Here is a 20,270-nt window from a genome sequence, read left to right on the forward strand (position 1 = left end):
TGCAGACCGCACTGCGGCAGGTGCCGCAGCTCTTCGGCAGGCACATGGCGCCCACTGGGCGCCATGTGTCCGGCCTCAGCCCCCGAGGGGACGGCGATGCTCGCGGCATCAAGCCGCGAGCACATCGCCATACCGGGCCGGCTAGGGAGCGGCCCGGCGCTCGGCCCGCAGGATGCGCGCGCGGCTATCGCCGCAAATGTGGAACAGGACGCTGACATGGAACAGATCCTCGTTGCATTGCTGGTGGGTATCGCCTTCGTCGTCTTCGCTGCGGCGGTGGTGTTCAGCGCCAGCCGGCTCAAGTCCGAGGTGCCCGACGAGGACCGCGAGTTCCTCGACCCGCTGCCGCGCGCGTTGCGCATGCTGTGGCCGCTGGTGCGCTTCATGGACTACCACGTCAGCCAGCGCATCCCGGACAAGCTGGTGTCCGGCCCGGCCGAGGCGCTGCGGCTGTCGGGCCTGCTGTACCTGATGAGCCCGCGCCAGTTCATCTCGCTGTGCCTCATCAGCCTGCTGGGCTTCGCGGCCATCACGGGCGTGCTGTCGTCGGCCGTGGACATGTTCAGCTGGTTGTACGTGGGCATCGCAGCGGCCTTCGGCTACGTGTACCCGCGCATCTGGCTGCGCGATTCGCTGAAGAACCGTCAGAAGCTCATCGTCCGCGCGCTGCCCACCTACCTGGACTTCCTGACCATGGGCGTGGAGGCGGGCCTGAACATGGCGGGCGCCATCTCGCAGGCCGTGGCCAAGGGGCCGGCCGGGCCGATGAAGAGCGAGCTGAGCCTGGTGCTGCGCGACCTGCGCTCGGGCCTGACGCGCAGCGAGGCGCTGCGCCGCATGGACGAGCGCGTGCGCGTGCCGCAGGTGTCCAGCTTCGTCAGCGCCGTCGTGCAGGCCGAGCGCATGGGCGCGAGCCTGGGGTCGACGTTCCGCTTCCAGGCCGAGCAGCGCCGCGTGGAGCGCTTCCAGCGCGCCGAGAAGCTGGCGATGGAGGCCCCGGTCAAGCTCATCTTCCCGCTGGTCGTGTTCATCTTCCCGATCACGTTCGTCGTGCTGATGTTCCCCATCGCGGTCAAGTTCCTGCAGTCCGGGATCACCGTCTGATGCTGAAGCAAACCATGAGCAGCGAGGACATGGCCGGCCGCGCGCTGCCGCTGGAGCTGCGCCGCACCGAGACCATGCTGGAGCGCATGCGCGGCCTGCTGGGCCGCCCGCCGCTCAGGCATGGCCAGGCGCTGCTGATCGACGGCTGCAACATGGTGCACACGGTGGGCATGGGCTACGCCATCGACGTGGTCTTCGTGGACCGCGCGGGCGTCATCCAGCGCGTGTGCCCGGCCGTGGCGCCGTGGCGTGCGCGCAGTTGCCTGCGGGCGCGGCGCGTCATCGAGCTGGCCGCGGGCGAGGCCACGCGGCGCGGCTGGCAGCGCGGCATGCGGCTCGCGTTCGCGGCGGACGGGTCATGAGGCGGCCGGGGCGGCGGTTGTGGAAGCAGGGCGGCCAGTCGGCCACCGAGTTCCTCGTCGTCTTCCCGATGCTGATCTTCCTGGTGCTGGGCGTCATCCAGTGGGGCCTGCTGTACCAGGCGCGCGCGGTGCTGAACCACGCCAGCCTGCTGACCGCGCGTGCCGGCGCCGTGCACAACGGCAACAAGGGCGAGATGAAGAAGGCGCTGGCCGCGGGCCTGACGCCGCTGTTCGCCAGCGAAGCCTCCATGACCGGCTTCGCCACGGCGCGCGCGAAGGCCTTCACGGAGATCTCGGTGGCCAACCTGGCCAGCATCGACGTGCTGAACCCGACGGCGCAGGCCTTCAGCGACTTCGGTCAGGTGCGGCTGGACGGCGCGGCCGGCGGCGACCGTGAGATCCCCAACGACACGCTGAACTTCCGCAACCCCACCCCGGGCACGGCGTCGGGCATCTCGGTGCAGGACGCCAACATCCTGCATGTGCGCGTGAGCTACTGCTACCGCCTCATCGTGCCGGTGGTGGGCCGCATGATCCACGCGGCCGTCAACGCGCTGCCGCTCAGCCACACGCTGCAGGCCAACGGCATGAGCGACCCCTTCAGCGTCGGCGACGGGCCGCTGGTGGACTCGTGCACACGCCCGCTGGTCAGCGGCCCGCGCATCCGTATCCAGAGCGAGGCGGTCGTGCGCATGCAAAGCCCGTTCTACAGGAGCAATCTGTGAAAGTCTGGTCCACCCTGCTGCTCGCCACCTGCACGGCCCATGCGGCGCTGGCGCAGACCCTGGAGGCGCGGCGCTACCGCACGTCCGACGGCGTCGAGGTGCTGACCAGCCGGCCGGCGCCGGTGTCCGCCGCAGCGTCGGTGCCGATGGCCGCGATGGCGGCGCCTGCGCCGTTGCCCGCCGCGCCGGCGCAGCCCGCGCAGGCACAGCGCGTGCCGGCCGGCGCGCAGATCGACCGGGACCGCGAGCGCTTCAGCATCCTCAATGCCGAGCTGATGACGGAGGCCAAGGCGTTGTCCGCCAAGCGTCAGGCGCTGGCCTCGCCGCGCGCGAGCCTGGATCTGACGAGCGAGCAGCTGCAGGCGCTGCGCGACAACATCGCCCGGCACGAGGAGAACATCCATGCGATCAACCGCGAGATCCGCCGCCTGCCGGCATCCGCCGTGAGCGGCCCGATGGCCGGCCTGCAGTCGGCCGCCTTCAAGCGCCTGGCCGCCGCCGACGAGGCGATCAAGGCGCGCTGAGCGACGGCGGTGCGGGCGGGTGGCTCGGCCGGCCATCACGGCTGGCCTGCGCGCCAAAGACTGTATATATTGACAGTATGTCGCCAGCCCCCATCCGCATCGCCGCCGCCCAGTCCGTCCTCGTCCCCGTCGACTCGATCAAGGGACGCGGCAGCGCCACGGCCATGCCGCACCGCTTCGAGCAGCGCCAGCGCGAGCGCTACGACGACGGCTGGGGCACGCTGGACCAGGATGCCGCCGAGGAGCACCTGCCCGTCGCCACGCAAGTCATCGAGGAGCACGCCAAGACCATCGTCTCCAGCAACCAGTCGCCGGACATCTCCTTCGACTACTCCATCAACCCGTACCGCGGCTGCGAGCACGGCTGCATCTACTGCTTCGCGCGGCCCACGCACAGCTACCTGAACCTGTCGCCGGGGCTGGACTTCGAGACTCGCATCGTCGCCAAGGTCAATGCCGCCGAGCGGCTGCGCGAGACGCTGGCGTCGCCGCGCTACCAGCCGCGCTCGCTGGTGCTGGGCACGGCGACCGACGCCTACCAGCCCGTCGAGCGCAGGCTGGGCATCACCCGGCGCATCGTCGAGGTACTGGCCGAATGCGGCCACCCGTTCTCGGTCGTCACCAAGAGCAGCGGCATCGAGCGCGAGCTGGACCTGATCGCGCCGATGGCCGCGCAGGGGCTGGTGTCGGTCTACCTGTCCATCACGACGCTGGACAACGACCTGGCCCGCATCCTGGAGCCGCGCGCCGCGTCCCCCGCGCGGCGGCTGCGGGCCATTCGGGCGCTGGCCGATGCCGGCGTGCCGGTGGGCGTCAGTGTGTCGCCCGTCATCCCGTTCATCAACGAGCCCGAACTGGAGCAGATCGTCGACGCCGCGGTCGCGGCCGGCGCCAGCAGCGCCTTCAGCATCCCGGTGCGCCTGCCGTGGGAGGTGAACCCGCTGTTCCAGGACTGGCTGGCCCGCCACTTCCCCGACCGCGCCGAGCGCGTGATGGCCCGCATCCGCGACATGCGCGGCGGCAAGGACAACGACGCCCGTTTCGGCAGCCGCTTCACGGGGGAGGGCGTGTGGGCCGAGCTGCTGCGCGCCCGGCTGCGCCGCGTGGCGTGCAAGCACGGGCTGCGCATGGAGCGCCGGCCGGTGGCGCTGGGCCTGTTCCGCCGGCCGGTGAAGCCGTCGGCGCAGGGCAGCCTGTTCTAGCGCGCGGGGCCGGGCCCGCCCGGTCAAGGCGTCAGCGCCGGCAACCCGCGAGCAGGTCCCACTCGGGCTTGTAGACATCGGCCCGTGCGCCCACCCAGCCCATGGCCGTGTGGAACAGGTTGTCGTGCGAGGCCGGCTGGTCGCGCAGGCCGTCCAGGCAGCCGGGCTTGAGCGACGCGGCCAGGGCGCCGGCCTCGGGCAGCCACAGGATCATGGGCACCTGCGTCTGCTCCACGGGCGCCATCGCGTAGGGCATGCCGTGCAGGTACAACCCGTTCTCGCCCAGCGACTCGCCGTGGTCGGAGATGTAGAGCATGCCGACATCGAAGGCCTGCTGCGTCTGCAGCCAGGCGACGGCGCGTGCCAGCAGCCGGTCGGTCGTGGCAATGGTGTTGTCGTAGCCGTTGACGACCTGCTGGCGCTCGCACTGCTGCAGCGCGTTGCTGCGGCATTCGGGCTGGAAGGGCTTGAGGTCGGCGGGCGAACGCTTGAAGTACGCCGGGCCGTGGCTGCCCATCTGGTGCATGACGAGCACCAGGCCGCGCTTGACGCGTTCGGGGTCGAGCGCGGCGATGCGCTGGTCCAGCCCATGCAGCAGCGACTCGTCGAAGCATTCCTGGTCGCCCAGTTCGTCCTTGCTGCACAGGCCGGCCGGCAGCGGTGCGGCACCGTCGGGTAATCGGGAGGTGGGGCTGTTGGGCACGCGGTCGCACAGGCCCTTGCAGCCGCTCTGGTTGTCCAGCCACAGCACGGCCAGGCCCGCGCGCTGCAGCACGTCCAGCAGGTTCTCCTGCGTGCCCTTCAGGTCGACGAAGGCACTGCGGCCCAGCGGCGAGAACATGCAGGGCAGCGAGGCGGCCGTGGCCGTGCCGCAGGACGTGACCTGGCGCAGGCTCACGAGGCTGGTGGCGGGCAGCTTGGCCAGCTCGGGGTTGGTGGTGCGGGCGTAGCCGTTCAGGCTGAAGTTCATCGCCCGCGCGGTTTCACCGACGACCAGCAGCAGCAGCGGCGGCCTGGTGCCCTCGGCACGAGGCAGCAGGTGCGCGTCCGCGCCGATGACGGCCGGCGGGCCGCTGGGCGTGGCCTGGCGGCGCAGCAGCGCGGCGCTGACCGAGTAGACGCCGTTCAGCGGCGTGACCATGTAGCGCAGGGTCTTGTAGTTGCGCATCGTCGACGACAGGTCCGCGAACACGCTCAGCGCCAGCAGCACCATGGCCGCGAGCGCGAGGCCGAACGAGGCGATGTTGCCGCCCAGCCGCTGGGCGACCGCCTGCGCGGGTGCCGTGGGCCGGCGCAGCAGCCACCAGGCGGGCAGGGCGCCCAGCAGGAGCAGGCTCACGAGCAGCCGCCAGCTCAGCAGGTCGCGCGTCTCGCGGGCGTCGGTCTGCAGCATGTTGGTGACCATCGTCGGGTCGAACACGATGCCGTAGCTGCCGATGAAGTAGGCCAGCGCGCCGGCCGACAGCAGCAGCACGACGAGCACCACCTGGATGAGACGCGGCCAGGCCAGCAGGCTCAGCAGCGCGCCGGTGGCGGCGATGACCATGCTGGCGAACGCGACCATGAACACGCCGCTGACGTCGGCCATGGCGTGCAGCTGGGTCCACAGCGGCCAGTTCGCCAGCAGCCCCATCCACAGGGCGGCCAGCCAGGCCTGGGTCAGGGGACGCGAGGTGTCGGGGCGGAACCAGGCCAGGAGGCGCTTGGGCAGGGACATGGAGAGTCGGCGGGAGCGAAGAAGAAGGCCGCGGCATTCTCGCGGCTGTCCGGACCGTGCGCCGTCGGGTGTTTCGCCGGGCTTGTCAGGCCTGTGCCGGGACCCACCGCGGGGAAGCCGCGGCCCGGCCGGTGGCCCGCCAGGTAACAAAAAACCGCAGGCCCCGCCGGCGATGGCGGGGGCACTGCGGCCATGCCGGCGGCGGGCCGGGCTTACTTGAACAAGTCCTTGACGCGGTCGGTCCAGCTCTTGGCGTTGGGCGAGTGCTTCTCGCCGCCCTTCTTCAGCGACTCGTCGAGCTCCTTGAGCAGCTTCTTCTGGTGCTCGGTGAGCTTGACGGGCGTCTCGACGGCGATGTGGCAGTACAGGTCGCCCGGGTAGCTGGAGCGCACGCCCTTGATGCCCTTGCCGCGCAACCGGAAGGTCTTGCCGTGCTGCGTGCCCTCGGGCAGCTCGATCTCGGCCTTGCCGCCCAGCGTGGGCACCTCGATGCCGCCGCCCAGCGCCGCGGTGATCATGGACACGGGCATCGTGCAGTGCAGGTCGTCGCCGTCGCGCTCGAAGATCTCGTGCTGCTTGATGCGGATCTCGATGTAGAGGTCGCCGCTCGGGCCGCCGTTCACGCCGGGCTCGCCATTGCCCGCGGAGCGGATGCGCATGCCTTCGTTGATGCCGGCCGGGATCTTCACTTCCAGCGTCTTCTGCTTCTTCACCTTGCCCTGGCCGTTGCAGGCCGTGCAGGGGTCAGGAATGATCTTGCCGCTGCCGTGGCAATGCGGGCAGGTCTGCTGGATGCTGAAGAAGCCCTGGCGCATGTGCACCGTGCCCGAGCCCTGGCAGGAGCCGCAGGTCTTGGCGCTGGTGCCGGGCTTGGCGCCGCTGCCGCCGCAGGTCTCGCAGTTCTCCCAGCTCGGGATGCGGATCTGCGTTTCCTTGCCGCGTGCGGCCTCCTCCAGCGTGATCTCCATCGCGTAGCTGAGGTCGCTGCCGCGGTAGACCTGCTGGCCGCCACCGCCGGGTCGCCGGCCGCCCTGGCCGCCGAAGATGTCGCCGAAGATGTCGCCGAAGGCCTCGGCAAAGCCGCCGAAGCCCTCCGCACCCGGGCCGCCGCGGCCGGCCCCCATGTTGGGGTCCACGCCGGCGTGGCCGTACTGGTCGTAGGCCGCGCGCTTTTGCGCATCGGACAGCATCTCGTAGGCCTCCTTGGCCTCCTTGAAACTCTCCTCGGCCTTCTTCGCCCCGTCGCCCTGGTTGCGGTCGGGGTGGAACTTCATGGCCAGCTTGCGGTAGGCCTTCTTGATGTCCTCGTCAGTCGCGTTCTTGGCGACGCCGAGGATTTCGTAGTAATCGCGCTTGGAAGCCATGCTTGCCGCGTCTCTCTTCAAGGGAAAAAGCCCGAGGGCGCTTCTGAGCGCTCCCGGGCCGTGAAGTCATCGAAGGACTACTTGCTGTCCTTGACTTCCTTGAACTCGGCGTCCACGACGTTGTCGTCCGCCGCGTGCTTGGCTTCCGACTGCGGCGCCGCCTGGGGCTGCTCGCCCGCACCGGCCGCCGCGGCGGCTGCCGCCTGTGCGCCCTGCTGGTCGGCGTAGATCTTCTCGCCCAGCTTCTGGCTCGCGGTCATCAGCGCTTCGGTCTTGGCCTCGATGTCGGCCTTGTCCTCGCCCTTGATGGCTTCTTCCAGGTCCTTGGCGGCGGCCTCGATCTTCTCCTTCTCGGCCGCGTCCAGCTTGTCGCCATGCTCGGAGAGCGACTTGCGCACGCTGTGCACCATGCCGTCGGCCTGGTTGCGGGCAGTGACGAGTTCGACCTTCTTCTTGTCCTCGGCCGCGTTGGCTTCGGCATCCTTCACCATCTTCTCGATCTCGGCCTCGGACAGGCCCGAGTTCGCCTTGATGGTGATCTTGTTTTCCTTGCCGGTGCCCTTGTCCTTGGCGCCGACGTGCAGGATGCCGTTGGCGTCGATGTCGAAGCTGACCTCGATCTGCGGCGTGCCGCGCGGTGCCGGCGGGATGCCTTCGAGGTTGAACTCGCCCAGCGACTTGTTGGCCTGGGCCAGCTCGCGCTCGCCCTGGTAGACCTTGATGGTCACGGCCGGCTGGTTGTCGTCGGCGGTGGAGAAGGTCTGCGAGAACTTCGTCGGGATGGTCGTGTTCTTCTTGATCATCTTCGTCATCACGCCACCCAGGGTCTCGATGCCCAGGCTCAGCGGGGTGACGTCCAGCAGCAGCACGTCCTTGCGCTCGCCGCCCAGGACCTGGCCCTGGATGGCGGCGCCGACGGCCACGGCCTCGTCGGGGTTCACGTCACGGCGCGGTTCCTTGCCGAAGAACTCCTTGACCTTGTCCTGCACCTTGGGCATGCGGGTCATGCCGCCGACCAGGATCACGTCGTCGATGTCGGCCAGCGCCACGCCAGCGTCCTTCACCGCGGTGCGGCAGGGGGCGATGGTGCGCTCGATCAGTTCGTCCACCAGCGACTCCAGCTTGGCGCGGGTCAGCTTGACGTTCAGGTGCTTGGGGCCGGACGCGTCGGCCGTGATGTAGGGCAGGTTGACGTCGGTCTGCGACGAGTTGGACAGCTCGATCTTGGCCTTCTCGGCGGCTTCCTTCAGGCGCTGCAGGGCCAGCACGTCCTTGGTCAGGTCGACGCCTTGTTCCTTTTTGAACTCGGTGACGATGTAGTCGATGATGCGCTGGTCGAAGTCCTCGCCGCCCAGGAAGGTGTCGCCGTTGGTGGACAGCACCTCGAACTGCATCTCGCCGTCCACGTCGGCGATCTCGATGATGGACACGTCAAAGGTGCCGCCGCCGAGGTCATAGACGGCGATCTTGCGGTCGCCCTTGCCGTGCTTGTCCAGGCCGAAGGCCAGGGCCGCGGCGGTGGGCTCGTTGATGATGCGCTTGACGTCCAGACCGGCGATGCGGCCGGCGTCCTTGGTCGCCTGGCGCTGGGCGTCGTTGAAGTAGGCCGGCACCGTGATGACGGCCTCGGTCACTTCCTCGCCGAGGTAGTCCTCGGCCGTCTTCTTCATCTTGCGCAGCACTTCGGCGCTGACCTGCGGGGGCGCGAACTTCTTGCCGCGCACTTCCACCCAGGCGTCGCCGTTGTCGGCGGCGGCGATGGTGTAGGGCATCAGGTCGATGTCCTTCTGCACTTCCTTCTCGGCGAACTTGCGGCCGATCAGGCGCTTCACCGCGTACAGCGTGTTCTTCGGGTTGGTGACCGACTGGCGCTTGGCCGAGGCGCCGACGAGGATCTCGCCGTCTTCCTGGTAGGCAATGATGGACGGCGTCGTGCGCGCGCCTTCCGCGTTCTCGATCACGCGGGTGGTGTTGCCTTCCATGACCGCCACGCACGAATTGGTCGTGCCGAGGTCAATGCCGATGATCTTTCCCATGGGTAACTCCTGAAGAATTTGTTGGATGTAGCCGAGTTGTGGATAACTCGCGCCGTTTCAAGTGACGGCGGGTTGTGAATATCAGCGCGGCGCCGCCACCGTGACGAGCGCGGGACGGAGCACGCGGTCGGCGATCAGGAAGCCTTTTTGCAGCACGGTGACCACCGTGTTGGCGTCCTGCTCGGCCGGCACCACGGAGATGGCCTGGTGCTGGTGCGGGTCGAACTTGGTGCCGGCGGCCGGGTTGATCTCGACGACCTTGTTGCGCTCCAGCGCGCTGGCCAGCTGGCGGCGGGTGGCGTGCACGCCCTCCAGCACGGTCTCGACCTTGGCGTCGGGGGTGGCCGTGTACGACACGATGGCGGCCTCCATGCTGTCCATGACCGGCAGCATGGCTTCGGCGAAGGCTTCGACGGCGAACTTGCGGGCCTTGGCGACATCCTCGTCCGCGCGGCGGCGGGCGTTCTCGGTCTCGGCCTTGGCGCGCAGGTAGGCGTCGCTCATCTCGGCCAGGCGGCCTTCGAGCTCGGCGATCTTGATCTCGGGGTTGAGTTCGGCGGCCGTGGGCTCGCCGGCGGCAGCGGCATGGGCCGCGTCTTCGGGCAGTGGGGTGTCGGGCTTCATGGCAGCAAAGAGGGAACCGCGTCCACATGAGGCGCGATGCCCTGGTTTCAAGAGGGGAATTGCAGGCGAATTATCCGGGTCAACCCGGACTGTCCGGCGCGTCGGCGTCATCGAGCGAGGCCGACCAGCGGTCCCAGTCCGCCAGGCGGCGGCGGTCCTGCTTGGTGGGGCGGCCCTGCTGGATGGTGTCGGCCGGCTCTGGCGCCAGCCGGCGCGCTTCGGCGGCGGCCTCGCGGGCCGTGATGCTGGCGGCGGTTTCGGCGTACAAGGCCTGCGCCTGCGGTGCCGGGCCGCGCTGTTGGGACAAGCCCTTGACCTCCACCTCGCGCGTCAGCGTGCCGATGCGGATGCTGAGCACGTCGCCGGCCTTCACGTCCCGGGCCGGCTTGACCGGCTGGCCGGCCACGCGCACCCGGCCGAGGTTGATCTCGTCGACGGCCAGCGCTCGGGTCTTGTAGAAGCGCGCCGCCCAGAGCCACTTGTCCAGGCGCATGCTCGGCGGCGCTTCGCTCACTCCCGCGCTCCGGCAGCCAGCGCGCGCTGGCGTTGCAGGGCCAGCGTGTCGGGGTGGGGCGGCGTCGTCGGCCAGCCCTGCAGGTGCTGCTCGGCCACGCTGGCGAGCGCCCGCATGCCGGCTGGGTGGTCGTTCAGGCACGGGATGTAGCTGAAGCGCTGGCCGCCGGCCGCCAGGAAGGCGGCGCGCGCCTCCTGGTTGATCTCTTCCAGCGTCTCCAGGCAGTCCGCCGAGAAGCCGGGGCAGATGACGTCGACCGACTTCAGGCCGCCCTGGGCCAGCGTGATGAGGGTGGGTTCGGTATAGGGCTCCAGCCACTTGGCCTTGCCGAAGCGGCTCTGGAAGGTCACCTGCCACTCGCCGGCCTGCAGCCCCAGCGCCTCGGCCGCAGCCGGCCGGTCTTCAGGCATTCGCAGTGGTAGGGGTCGCCCAGGTGCAGCGTGCGTTCGGGCATGCCGTGAAAGCTCATGACGAGCTTGTCGCCACGGCCCTCGCGCTGCCAGTGCTCCCGCACGGTCTGCGCCAGCGCACCGATGTACCCGGCGTCGTCGTGGTAGCGGTTCACGAAGCGCAGCTCGGGCAGGTGGCGGGTCGTGAGCGTCCAGCGGGCCACGTCGTCGATGACGCTGGCCGTCGTGGCGCCGGAGTACTGCGGGTAGGCAGGCAGCACGAGCACGCGGCGCACGCCGTCGCGCTTGAGGGCGTCCAGCGTGGCGGCGATGGCCGGCTCGCCGTAGCGCATGGCGAACACCACGCGCACGCGCAAGCCGTGTTCGCCGAGCAGTCCTTGCAGCAGCTTGGCCTGCTTGTCCGTCCAGACCTTCAGCGGCGAACCCTCGGGCGTCCAGACGGTGGCGTACTTGGCCGCGGACTTGGCGGGCCGCACGCGCAGGATGATGCCGTGCAGGATGGCCAACCAGATCAGCCGGGGGATCTCGACGACGCGCGGGTCGGCGAGGAACTGGGCCAGGTAACGGCGCAGTGCCGGCGCCGTCGGCGCGTCAGGTGTGCCGAGGTTGCACAGCAGGACGGCCGTGTCCGGGCCGGTGGCGTCACCGTGGCGCCGCGGCGGTTCGGGGAGGAAGGGCATTTTTTTGTTGTGCCGCCATCAGCGGTGAATGAATGTGGCGTGCCGAACGCCTGTTGGCCGCGGCCTCATCGTCTCGAACGCGGGCCGCCAAACGGCTGGGGTTCCGTGTCGTAGAAGTGCAGCACCTCGAAGCGCACGCAGGGCGACAGCTCGTCGGCCGGCGGGCCGCCCAGGCCGATGACGCCGCTGCCGTGCAGCGTGCACGAGCCGCGCTTGAGGCTGAGCAGTTCGCCCGAGTCGCCGAAGCGCACGTAGGTGCCGTTGTAGGAGAGGTCGGTCAGCTCGAAGCTGCTGCCCTGCCAGTCGATGCGGGCGTGCGAGCGCGACACGCGCGCGTCGGTGATGCAGTAGGTGGCCTGCACGCTGCGGCCCAGCACGATGGGCATGGCGCCGATGTCGAAGACGCGGTCCAGATCCTGCCAGATCAGGCGCATGCCGTCGGGTTCGACGGAGCGCATGGGTTCGCCGAACTGCGTGGCGGCGGAGTCGGCGCCCGGCAGCGTGGCGTTGTCCATGCGGTAGACGTGTACCGGCTCCACACGACCGCGCACGGAGATGCGGTCCAGGCTGCGGAAGCGACCCTTGGACGCATGGTGCAGCCCGGCCAACACCTCGGTGGTGATGAGGATTTCGCCGTCGCCGGCATGGTCGATGAGCCGCGCGGCGACGTTGACCGCGTCGCCGAAGCAGTCACCGTTCAGTTCCACGACCTCGCCGCGCGCCAGCGCGACCTGCAGGCGCAGTGCGAGCAGGGCAGGGTTGCTCTGGCGGCGTGCGCGCTGCACGGTCTTCTCGAGCAGCTCCTGCATGCGCTGGGCCGCGCGGACGCCGTCGCGCGGCGTCTCGAAGGCGGCCATCAGGCCGTCGCCCAGCGTCTTGATGAGCTGGCCGCCGCTCTCCAGCACCGCACCGCTGATCTGCCCCACGGTCTGCGTGACCATGCCGCTGGCCTCGGCGTTGCCGAGGGATTCGTACAGCCCTGTGCTGCCGCGCAGGTCGGCAAAGAGGACGGTGCGCTCGCGGATCGCGGTCATGGGCAGGATTATCGGACGTAGAAAAGGCCGGACGAGCCGGCCTTGATGATTCGCGCTCGGCTTGTGCCATGCCTCGCTGCGCGAGTCATGGCGCAAGCTCCGTGGGGTTCGCTGCGCGAGCCCCACCGCCTGGCGGCGGTCACGTCTCTCTCCAACCTTTACAGGTTGTCGAGATACGTACGGAGCTTGTCCGAGCGGCTGGGGTGCTTGAGCTTGCGGATGGCCTTGGCCTCGATCTGGCGGATGCGCTCGCGCGTGACGTCGAACTGCTTGCCGACTTCTTCCAGCGTGTGGTCGCTCTGCATCTCGATGCCGAAGCGCATGCGCAGCACCTTGGCTTCGCGGGGCGTCAGGCTGTCCAGGATGTCCTTCACCACGTCGCGCAGGCCGGCCTGCATCGCGGCCTCGATGGGCGCCGTGTTGTTGGTGTCCTCGATGAAGTCGCCCAGGTGGCTGTCGTCGTCGTCGCCGATCGGCGTCTCCATGGAGATCGGCTCCTTGGCGATCTTCATGATCTTGCGGATCTTGTCTTCCGGGATCTCCATCTTCTCGGCCAGCGTCGGGGCGTCGGGCTCGAAGCCGAACTCCTGCAAGTGCTGGCGCGAGATGCGGTTCATCTTGTTGATCGTCTCGATCATGTGAACCGGGATGCGGATGGTGCGGGCCTGGTCGGCAATGCTCCTCGTGATGGCCTGGCGGATCCACCACGTCGCGTACGTCGAGAACTTGTAGCCGCGGCGGTATTCGAACTTGTCCACCGCCTTCATCAGGCCGATGTTGCCTTCCTGGATCAGGTCCAGGAACTGCAGGCCGCGGTTGGTGTACTTCTTGGCGATGGAGATCACGAGGCGCAGGTTGGCCTCGATCATTTCCTTCTTCGCGTCACGAGAGGCCTTCTCGCCCTCGTTCATCTTCTTGTTGATGTCCTTCAGGTCGTCCAGCGGCACGACGGCCTTGGCCTGGATGTCCGTCAGCTTCTGCTGCAGCTCCTGCACCGGCGGCAGGTTGCGCGCCAGGATGGTGCTGTAGGGCTTGCCCGCCGCCACTTCCTTCTCGGCCCACTTGAGATTGAGGATGTTGGGCGGGAAGGTCTTGATGAAGTGCTCTTGCGGCATGCCGCACTTGTCGACCACGATCTTGCGCAGTTCGCGCTCGTAGCGGCGCACGTCGTCGACCTGGCTGCGCAGGATGTCGCACAGCTTTTCAATCGTCTTGACCGTGAACCGGATGGTCATCAGCTCGGCGCTGATGGCCTGCTGGGCCTTGTTGTACGAGGCCGACTTGTAGCCTTCCTTCTCGAAGGCCTTGCGCATCTTGTCGAAGGCCGTCGACATGGAGTCCAGCTTCACCAGCGCGGCGTTCTTCAGCTCTTCGAGCTTCTTGGTCAGCGCCTTGGAGCCGCCGTTGCCGTCGTCGTCGTCTTCCTCGTCGAACTCGTCGAAGTCTTCTTCGGCCACATAGTCGTCGGCCTCGTCGGCGGCGACGAAGCCGTCCACCACCTCGGAGATCTGCATCTCGCCGGCGCGGATCTTGGTCGCGAATTCGAGGATGTGGGCGATGGTCGTCGGCGACGCCGAGATCGCCAGCATCATGGCCTGCAGGCCGCCTTCGATGCGCTTGGCGATCTCGATTTCGCCTTCACGGGTCAGCAGCTCGACCGTGCCCATCTCGCGCATGTACATGCGCACCGGGTCGGTGGTGCGGCCGAACTCGGAGTCCACCGTCGACAGCGCGGCTTCGGCGGCTTCTTCGGCTTCCTCTTCGGTCGACGTGGCCGTCGTGTTGCCCTGGATCAGCAGCGTGGCGGCGTCGGGCGCCTGCTCGTAGACCGCGATGCCCATGTCGTTGAGCATGGACACGATGGCTTCGAGGATTTCCTCGCTGACCAGCTTCTCGGGCAGGTGGTCGTTGATTTCCTGGTGCGTCAGGAAACCCCGCGTCTTGCCCATCTTGATGAGGGTCTTCAGCTCGCTGCGGCGCTTGAGGGCTTCCTCTTCGGTCAGCGCGGTCTCTTCCAGGCCGAACTCGCGCATCAGCGCGCGCTCCTTGGCGCGGCTGACCTTCATGCGCAAAGGCTTGGCCTTGGGCGTGTCTTCCGCGACGACGGCGGCGGTCTCCTCGACTTCGGGCTCTTCGCCCTCCAGTTCGGCATCGACGTCGGACAGGTCCACGTCTTCCTCGACGACCTTCTTGCCGCCGGCCTTCTTGGACTCGGTTTCCGCCTTGGGCTTGCGACCGCGCTTGGGCTTGTCCTCTTCCGTCGCGGCAGTCTTGGCCGCCTTCGCGGCCGGCTTGACTGCTGCAGCCGCCTTGGCGGTCTTGGCGGGCGCCTCGGCGGCAGCCTTCACCGCCGTCTTCTTCTTGGGCTCTTCGGCGGGGGCGGGGCTGGCCTTGGGCGCGGTCTTCTTGGCGGTCATGCAGGTCCTTCGGGTTTGCGCGGTCAAATCAAAAATGCAGCAGCCACCGCTGCCTGCCCGGGCACGGACTGAAACCGGCGGGGCAGGGGGCGGTGGCTTTCGTCGCCAGGTATCACCCGATGATCGGGCGAGGGACCCAGGCGTGGCGCGAACAAGCTGGCGTGATCGTTTGGTATGCAGAGCTGGCGGATGTGTTGGCCATCAAAACCCTCAATGGGTTGCCCAGTGTCGCTGGGTGGCCGGGTCCGGCAAGTCTCTGCCGTCACTCTTGTTGACGCGCGCGGAAAACGTCAGATTATCTGCGAAATTCATCGACAGGTCAAAAAGGGCGGCCTCAGCTGCGCGTCACCCCGTGATGGGCACGCAAGGTGGCCATCAGTTCGAGCGCGCGGCGCCGGTCCTCGTCCGTGGCGCTGCCGCCCGCCGTCGCGGCCAAGGCTTGCTGGCGTTGCCGGCGCAGCTGCCCGATGGCGATCTCCAGGTCGCCCGCCGGGTTCTGCTCCTCCACGCCCAGCTCGCGGCTGGGGCGCGACAGCCTGGCCGCGGCGGCCGACAGCCCATCGGCCAGCAGCCCGGCTTCGATGACGGCCCACGGGCTGGCGCCGTGGTGGGTGAGGTGCCGCTCCAGCCACTGGATCAGCTCGCCGTGGATGCCCGGCAGATCGTGCATCAGCGCGCGGTCCTCGTCGGCCAGCGCATCCCACAGTTCGCTGTGCAGCAGCAGCAGGCGCGTCGCGCTGTCGGCGTGCGTGGCGGGGGCCGCGCGCGGGCCGGCAGGGCGGATTTCTTCGCCGCGCTGCCGGTTCTTCCAGTCGCCCTTGGGCTTCCACTCGCCCTTGGGCTGCCAGCGCGGGCGCTCGGCAGGGCCCGCCGGCGCTGCCGCGGCGGCGGCAGGGGCCACCGCTTCGCCCAGCCACAGCGCTTGCAGTTCGCGCTCCGGCATCTGGCCCTGGCGGGCGATCTCGCCCAGCAACTGGCGGCGCAGCAGGCCGTCCGGCAGCAGGTTCCACAGCGGACGGGCCTGGTTGAGCATGCGGGCCCGGCCTTCGGGCGTGCCCAGGTCGCAGCCGTCGCCGGCCACGGTGATGAGCTGGCGCGACAGCGGCACCGCGCCTTCCACGCAGCGCTCGAACGCCTCGGCGCCCAGCTCTCGGACGTAGGAGTCGGGGTCGTGCTCGGTGGGCAGGAACAGGAACTTGACGGTGTGCGTCTCGGTCGCGTGGGGCAGGGCGGCCTCCAGCGCCCGCACGGCGGCGCGGCGGCCGGCGGCGTCGCCGTCGAAGCTGAAGACCACCATGTCCGTGTGACGGAAGAGCTTGTGCACGTGCTCGGCCGTGCAGGCCGTGCCCAGCGTCGCGACGGCATTGCCGATGCCGTACTGGGCGAGTGCCACGACGTCCATGTAGCCTTCCACGACCAGCGCATAGCCGCGCTGGCGCATCGCCTGGCGGCCCTCGAACAGGCCGTAAAGCTCCTTGCCCTTGCTGAAGACCGGTGTTTCCGGCGAATTCAGGTACTTGGGCTCGCCCTTGTCCAGCACGCGGCCGCCGAAGCCGATGACCTCGCCCTGCACATTGCGGATGGGAAACATGATGCGGTCGCGGAAGCGGTCGTAGCGCTTCGCGTCCTCGCCCGGCTCGACCTCGGGCGAGATGACCAGCCCGGACTCGACGAGCTGCGGGTCGTCGTACGACGGGAATCCGCTGGCCAGCGCGCGCCAGCCCTCGGGGGCGTAGCCCAGTTCAAAGCGCTTGGCGATCTGCCCGGTCAGTCCGCGCCCCTTCAGGTAGGCCACGGCGCGGGGCGACTTGCGCAACTGGGCCTGGTAGTGGCCCGACGCGCGGGCCAGCACGTCGGTGAGGCTGTGCTGCCGGGCTTTCTCGGCCTTGGCGCGCTCGATCTGCTCCGGGCTGCGGTCCTCCTGCGGCACCACCATGCCGACCTGCTGGGCCAGGTCCTCCACCGCTTCCACGAAGGTGGCGGCGGTGTGCTCCATCAGAAAGCCGATGGCGTTGCCGTGCACGCCGCAGCCGAAGCAGTGGTAGGTCTGGCGGCTGGGGCTGACGATGAAGCTGGGGCTTTTCTCGCCGTGGAAAGGGCACAGGCCCTTGTGGTTGATGCCGGCTTTCTTCAGATCGACGTGGCGGCCCACGACCTCGACGATGTCGACGCGGGACAGCAGGTCCTGGATGAAGCCTTGGGGAATCACCCCCGCAGTTTAAGGAGGCGCCTGGGACGAGGCCGTGGGCGTGCGCAATTGCCCGGCCCAGTCGCCGTTGCCGAACGCCTCCATCCAGCCCGGCAGTGCCATGGGGTGCATGGCGACGGCGATGCCATTGCCCTGGCCCAGGCGGCAGCCCAGGCGCAGCAGCTCGCGGGCGTGGGCGCGGCTCTCCACGCCCTTGGCCAGCACGGCGCAGCCGATGTTGCGGGCCAGGCCGATGACGCTTTCCACCAGCGACAAGTCCTGCGCGTCGCCCAGCATGCCCTGCACGAAGCTGCGGTCGAGCTTGAGCGTGTCCACCGGCAGGCGTTTCAGTGACGACAGGCGCGAGTAGCCCGCGCCGAAGTCGTCCAGCGCGATGCCCACGCCCAGGCCCAGGCAGCGCTGGATCAGCGCCTGTGTGGCGGCCGTCTCGGCCAGTGCGTCGGCCTCCAGCACGTCCAGGTGCAGCAGTGCGGCCGCCTCGGGGGGCTGGCGCTGCACGAGTTCCTGCAGCCGCTGCGGGAAGTCGTGGCGGCGCAGTTGCCTGGCGCCGACGTTCACGCTGACCGGCAGCCCCTTGCCGCCGTTGACGCCGGCACGCGCCCAGGCGCCGGTCTGCGCCAGCGCCTGCTCGATGACCCAGTCGTCGATCTGCACGGCCAGGCCGGTCGCCTCCACCAGCGGCAGGAAATGTGCCGGTGCCAGCAGCCCGCGCTCGGGGTGCTGCCAGCGCAGCAGCGCCTCCACGCCCATCACCTGGCCAGTGCGCAGGTCGATCTGCGGCTGGTAGTGCAGCAGCAGCTCATTGGCGTCCAGCGCGCGCTGCAGGCGGGCGACGGCCAGCAGGCCGGCCTCGTCGCGCTGGTCCAGCGTGGGGTCGTGGAACTGGATGCCGCCGCGGCCGGCGCGCTTGGCGCGGTACAGCGCATGGCCGGCGTGGCGCAGCAGCGTCTCCGGGTCGGCATCGTCCAGCGGGTAGAGCGTGGCGCCCATGCTGGCGCCGATTTCGAGCGCCAGGCCGTTGCCGACATGGCTTTCGCGGATGGCGACGGGCAGCGACAGCACACCCAGCAGCCGCTCCATCGCGCGCTGCGCCTCCTCGGGCGTCTGGATGCGGATCAGCAGCGCGAATTCGTCGCCATGCAGGCGGGCCAGCTGGTCGGCCGTGTCCGCTGCGGCGGCACCGCGCGTGCCGCGCAGCGTCGCCTTCAGCCTTGCGCTGAGCTGCAGCAGCACGGCGTCGGCGACGAGCTGGCCGTGCTCGGCGTTGACGCGGGCGAAGTCGTCCAGGTCGATGATGCAGACGACCAGCTTGAAGCCGTCCCGCAGCGCCGTGGCCATGGATGGCTGCAGCAGCCGCACGAATTCGTCCCGGTTGGGCAGGCCGGTGGCGATGTCGAAGCGCCGGCTGCGGCGCAGCAACTCCTGCTGGTGCAGGCGCTCACCCAGGTCGGTCAGGCTCAGCAGCCGCCAGCGCGGGCCGACGCCCTCGGGCTCCGGCACGGGACTGAGCCTGGCGGCGAAGGTGCAGTGGCCGCCGTCGTCCAGCGTGGCGCGCAGTTGGCCGCTCCAGGTGCGGCCGGCATTCAGCTCGGCCTGCAGCGCGCCCGGGTCGTGGCCGCTGCGCTGCAGGTTGGCCACGCTCAGCGGCGCGGCCAGGCGGCCGATCAGCGCCTCGCGCCGTGCATGCAGGATGTCGCAGTAAGCCGGGTTGACCTCGACGATGCGCCACTGCGTATCGACGATGGCCAGGCCCTCGCCGGCTTGCTGGAAGAGCGTGGCGGACAGGCGCTCGCGTTCCTCGGCCGTGTGGCGCCAGCTCATGTCGGCCAGCGTGACGATGAGGCTGCGCGCATGGCCGCGGCGGTCGCGCTGCGCGACGTGGGCCTGCAACTCGTGCCAACGCCAGTCGCCGCCGTCGGCCGCCAGGCGCAGCGACAGGCTGAGCCGTGCGCTGTCCGCCAGCTTGAGCAGGTCGCGCAGCATGCGGCGCACGCGCTCGCGGTCATGGGGGTGGGCCAGCCGCACCCAGTCCAGCGGGCCGCTGGCGGTGGGGGCGTCCGCCGAGGTCGTCAGCGCCAGCCAGCGGGCGGACGCATGGCGGCGGCCTTGCGGCAGCCGCCATTCGGCCAGCGCCAGGCCTTGCGCGTCCAGCGCGCTGCGCCAGCCGTCGTCGTCGCGGCGCTGGTGCTGACCCAGCGCAATCAGGCTCAGTGGCAACACGGCCAGCGCGGCGCCGAGCGCGAACGCCGCGGGCGTGGCCGGCGCGCACAGTGCCCACAGCGCCAGCAGGCCGGTACCCAGGAGCGCATTGGCCCTTGGCGAGGCCTGCAGGGCATGCAGGCACAGCAGCAGATGGGGCAGCAGCCAGGCAGCGCCGGCTTCAGGCATCCAGGCCAGGCCGAGCTGCGCGGCGACGGCTGCCGCCGCCAGCACGCGGCCCGTCCAGCGCCCGCCCGGGCGGGGCCGTTGCATGCTGGCCTGCAGCACCGTGCCCATGCTCAGCAGCGCGAGCATCCAGGCGCCGGTCAACGCCAGCGCGTCGGCAAGCGCCCCGCTGCCGGTGATGCCGTCCGCCAGCAACGCGCCGAACGCGAAGGCGCCCGCCAGCAACGGTGCCGCCACGCCCGCCAGCGTGCCGAAGAGGCCGACATCGCGCCAGCCGTTCAGCCTCCCGCTCAGCCGCAGCCGGCGCAGCAGCGTGCGATTCAGCGCAACGGCCAGCAGCGGCAGGGCCAGCGCACTGAGCACGGGCGCGCTGACCAGCAGGTCCAGTGCGCCCAGCCGGCTGCCGGCCGGGGGCTTGAACAACAGCGGCAGGCCGCCGCCCAGCAGCATGCCCGCCATCACCAGCGGCAGCACCCAGACGCTGAGGCGCCAAAGCGCCAGCAGACCGAGCGCCGCCAGCAGCATCGGCACGAACCCGTCGTGGGCGGGCATTGCACCCGCAGGCTGGGGCAGCCGCAAGAACGCCGGGAGCACGTCACTCGCGAGGCTCCACGCGGTGACGAGCCCGCCGCCCAGGCCGGCCAGCGCGGCCCAGCCGACACGGCGCAACCTGCGCCAGCCGCGCCGGTCATGGATGCGGCGCGGGCCGGCCGGCGATGCCGTGGGGGGCGGTTGGCCGGCACCCAGGCCTGGCGCGCCTGCGCCGGGTTCGGTGATGCCGGCACGCAGGTCCATCACTCAAGCCGCCGCCATGCCCGGGGCCTGCAGACCGCAGGCGTCAAAAAGGCATTTGTTTGGGTGAGGGTGGGCAAACATGGGCTGAATCTCGCTGGGCCAGATCCTGCGTGATCTCAGGCAAAACCCTGATGATTGCCGGGGGCATCATGACGAAAGGCACCTGCG

Annotated in this window: 14 protein-coding genes and 1 pseudogene; 5 read left to right on the forward strand and 10 right to left on the reverse strand. The window is 69.6% G+C overall.

Annotated features, from left to right (window positions below; translation table 11 throughout):
- Positions 1 to 216: 216 nt before the first annotated feature.
- The 5 genes from ACO07H_RS09420 to ACO07H_RS09440 all read left to right on the forward strand — a co-directional run bounded on the left by ACO07H_RS09420 (position 217) and on the right by ACO07H_RS09440 (position 3,917).
- Complete coding sequence (locus ACO07H_RS09420) at positions 217 to 1,104, forward strand: type II secretion system F family protein (RefSeq protein ID WP_422013411.1); 888 nt, start codon at positions 217 to 219, stop codon at positions 1,102 to 1,104.
- Positions 1,104 to 1,466, forward strand: a complete 363-nt coding sequence (locus ACO07H_RS09425) for a DUF192 domain-containing protein (RefSeq protein WP_422013413.1) — start codon at positions 1,104 to 1,106, stop codon at positions 1,464 to 1,466. The genes ACO07H_RS09420 and ACO07H_RS09425 overlap by 1 nt, the downstream gene beginning before the upstream one ends.
- A complete protein-coding gene (locus tag ACO07H_RS09430; protein ID WP_422013415.1) occupies positions 1,463 to 2,191 on the forward strand; it encodes a TadE/TadG family type IV pilus assembly protein in 729 nt (242 codons plus the stop codon). The genes ACO07H_RS09425 and ACO07H_RS09430 overlap by 4 nt, the downstream gene beginning before the upstream one ends.
- Positions 2,188 to 2,715: a hypothetical protein gene (locus ACO07H_RS09435; protein WP_422013417.1), complete on the forward strand. Its 528-nt coding sequence runs from the start codon at positions 2,188 to 2,190 to the stop codon at positions 2,713 to 2,715. Before ACO07H_RS09430 ends, ACO07H_RS09435 begins: the two co-directional genes overlap by 4 nt.
- 77 nt (positions 2,716 to 2,792) lie before the next feature.
- The gene (locus ACO07H_RS09440) at positions 2,793 to 3,917 is read left to right on the forward strand and encodes a PA0069 family radical SAM protein (protein ID WP_422013419.1); all 1,125 of its coding nucleotides are present in this window, start codon (positions 2,793 to 2,795) and stop codon (positions 3,915 to 3,917) included.
- Positions 3,918 to 3,948: 31 nt separating this feature from the next.
- On the opposite strand, the gene ACO07H_RS09445 is transcribed toward ACO07H_RS09440, so the two are convergent.
- From ACO07H_RS09445 to ACO07H_RS09490, 10 genes and pseudogenes are all read right to left on the reverse strand, one after another.
- The gene (locus ACO07H_RS09445; protein ID WP_422013421.1) at positions 3,949 to 5,634 is read right to left on the reverse strand and encodes a phosphoethanolamine transferase; all 1,686 of its coding nucleotides are present in this window, start codon (positions 5,632 to 5,634) and stop codon (positions 3,949 to 3,951) included.
- 212 nt (positions 5,635 to 5,846) lie between these two features.
- The gene (gene dnaJ, locus ACO07H_RS09450) at positions 5,847 to 6,998 is read right to left on the reverse strand and encodes a molecular chaperone DnaJ (protein WP_422013423.1); all 1,152 of its coding nucleotides are present in this window, start codon (positions 6,996 to 6,998) and stop codon (positions 5,847 to 5,849) included.
- Between the two features lie 77 nt (positions 6,999 to 7,075).
- A complete protein-coding gene (dnaK, locus tag ACO07H_RS09455; RefSeq protein WP_422013425.1) occupies positions 7,076 to 9,034 on the reverse strand; it encodes a molecular chaperone DnaK in 1,959 nt (652 codons plus the stop codon).
- Positions 9,035 to 9,115: 81 nt separating this feature from the next.
- A complete protein-coding gene (gene grpE / locus ACO07H_RS09460; RefSeq protein ID WP_422013427.1) occupies positions 9,116 to 9,658 on the reverse strand; it encodes a nucleotide exchange factor GrpE in 543 nt (180 codons plus the stop codon).
- Between the two features lie 79 nt (positions 9,659 to 9,737).
- On the reverse strand, positions 9,738 to 10,151 hold the full coding sequence (locus tag ACO07H_RS09465) for an RNA-binding S4 domain-containing protein (RefSeq protein ID WP_422018620.1): 414 nt from the start codon (positions 10,149 to 10,151) through the stop codon (positions 9,738 to 9,740).
- A gap of 17 nt (positions 10,152 to 10,168) precedes the next feature.
- A pseudogene (gene hemH, locus ACO07H_RS09470) lies at positions 10,169 to 11,262 on the reverse strand (ferrochelatase).
- Between the two features lie 65 nt (positions 11,263 to 11,327).
- Positions 11,328 to 12,296, reverse strand: coding sequence for an adenylate/guanylate cyclase domain-containing protein (locus ACO07H_RS09475; RefSeq protein WP_422013429.1), 969 nt, complete (start codon positions 12,294 to 12,296; stop codon positions 11,328 to 11,330).
- A gap of 158 nt (positions 12,297 to 12,454) precedes the next feature.
- The gene (gene rpoD / locus ACO07H_RS09480) at positions 12,455 to 14,713 is read right to left on the reverse strand and encodes an RNA polymerase sigma factor RpoD (RefSeq protein ID WP_422013431.1); all 2,259 of its coding nucleotides are present in this window, start codon (positions 14,711 to 14,713) and stop codon (positions 12,455 to 12,457) included.
- Between the two features lie 334 nt (positions 14,714 to 15,047).
- Entirely contained in the window at positions 15,048 to 16,922 is a 1,875-nt protein-coding gene (gene dnaG, locus ACO07H_RS09485) for a DNA primase (protein ID WP_422013433.1), read from the reverse strand.
- Between the two features lie 9 nt (positions 16,923 to 16,931).
- Positions 16,932 to 20,102, reverse strand: coding sequence for a putative bifunctional diguanylate cyclase/phosphodiesterase (locus ACO07H_RS09490; RefSeq protein WP_422013435.1), 3,171 nt, complete (start codon positions 20,100 to 20,102; stop codon positions 16,932 to 16,934).
- Positions 20,103 to 20,270: the final 168 nt, after the last annotated feature.

Source organism: Roseateles sp., from assembly GCF_965229315.1.
GTDB lineage: Bacteria > Pseudomonadota > Gammaproteobacteria > Burkholderiales > Burkholderiaceae_C > Pelomonas.

Bases quoted from the DNA above. Each gene is read 5' to 3' on its own strand.
- dnaJ (WP_422013423.1), bottom strand. From the start codon at position 6,998: ATGGCTTCCAAGCGCGATTACTACGAAATCCTCGGCGTCGCCAAGAAC.
- ACO07H_RS09420 (WP_422013411.1), top strand. From the start codon at position 217: ATGGAACAGATCCTCGTTGCATTGCTGGTGGGTATCGCCTTCGTCGTC.
- ACO07H_RS09465 (WP_422018620.1), bottom strand. From the start codon at position 10,151: ATGCGCCTGGACAAGTGGCTCTGGGCGGCGCGCTTCTACAAGACCCGA.
- rpoD (WP_422013431.1), bottom strand. From the start codon at position 14,713: ATGACCGCCAAGAAGACCGCGCCCAAGGCCAGCCCCGCCCCCGCCGAA.
- ACO07H_RS09440 (WP_422013419.1), top strand. From the start codon at position 2,793: ATGTCGCCAGCCCCCATCCGCATCGCCGCCGCCCAGTCCGTCCTCGTC.
- ACO07H_RS09425 (WP_422013413.1), top strand. From the start codon at position 1,104: ATGCTGAAGCAAACCATGAGCAGCGAGGACATGGCCGGCCGCGCGCTG.
- ACO07H_RS09445 (WP_422013421.1), bottom strand. From the start codon at position 5,634: ATGTCCCTGCCCAAGCGCCTCCTGGCCTGGTTCCGCCCCGACACCTCG.
- dnaK (WP_422013425.1), bottom strand. From the start codon at position 9,034: ATGGGAAAGATCATCGGCATTGACCTCGGCACGACCAATTCGTGCGTG.
- ACO07H_RS09490 (WP_422013435.1), bottom strand. From the start codon at position 20,102: ATGGACCTGCGTGCCGGCATCACCGAACCCGGCGCAGGCGCGCCAGGC.
- ACO07H_RS09430 (WP_422013415.1), top strand. From the start codon at position 1,463: ATGAGGCGGCCGGGGCGGCGGTTGTGGAAGCAGGGCGGCCAGTCGGCC.
- grpE (WP_422013427.1), bottom strand. From the start codon at position 9,658: ATGAAGCCCGACACCCCACTGCCCGAAGACGCGGCCCATGCCGCTGCC.
- ACO07H_RS09475 (WP_422013429.1), bottom strand. From the start codon at position 12,296: ATGACCGCGATCCGCGAGCGCACCGTCCTCTTTGCCGACCTGCGCGGC.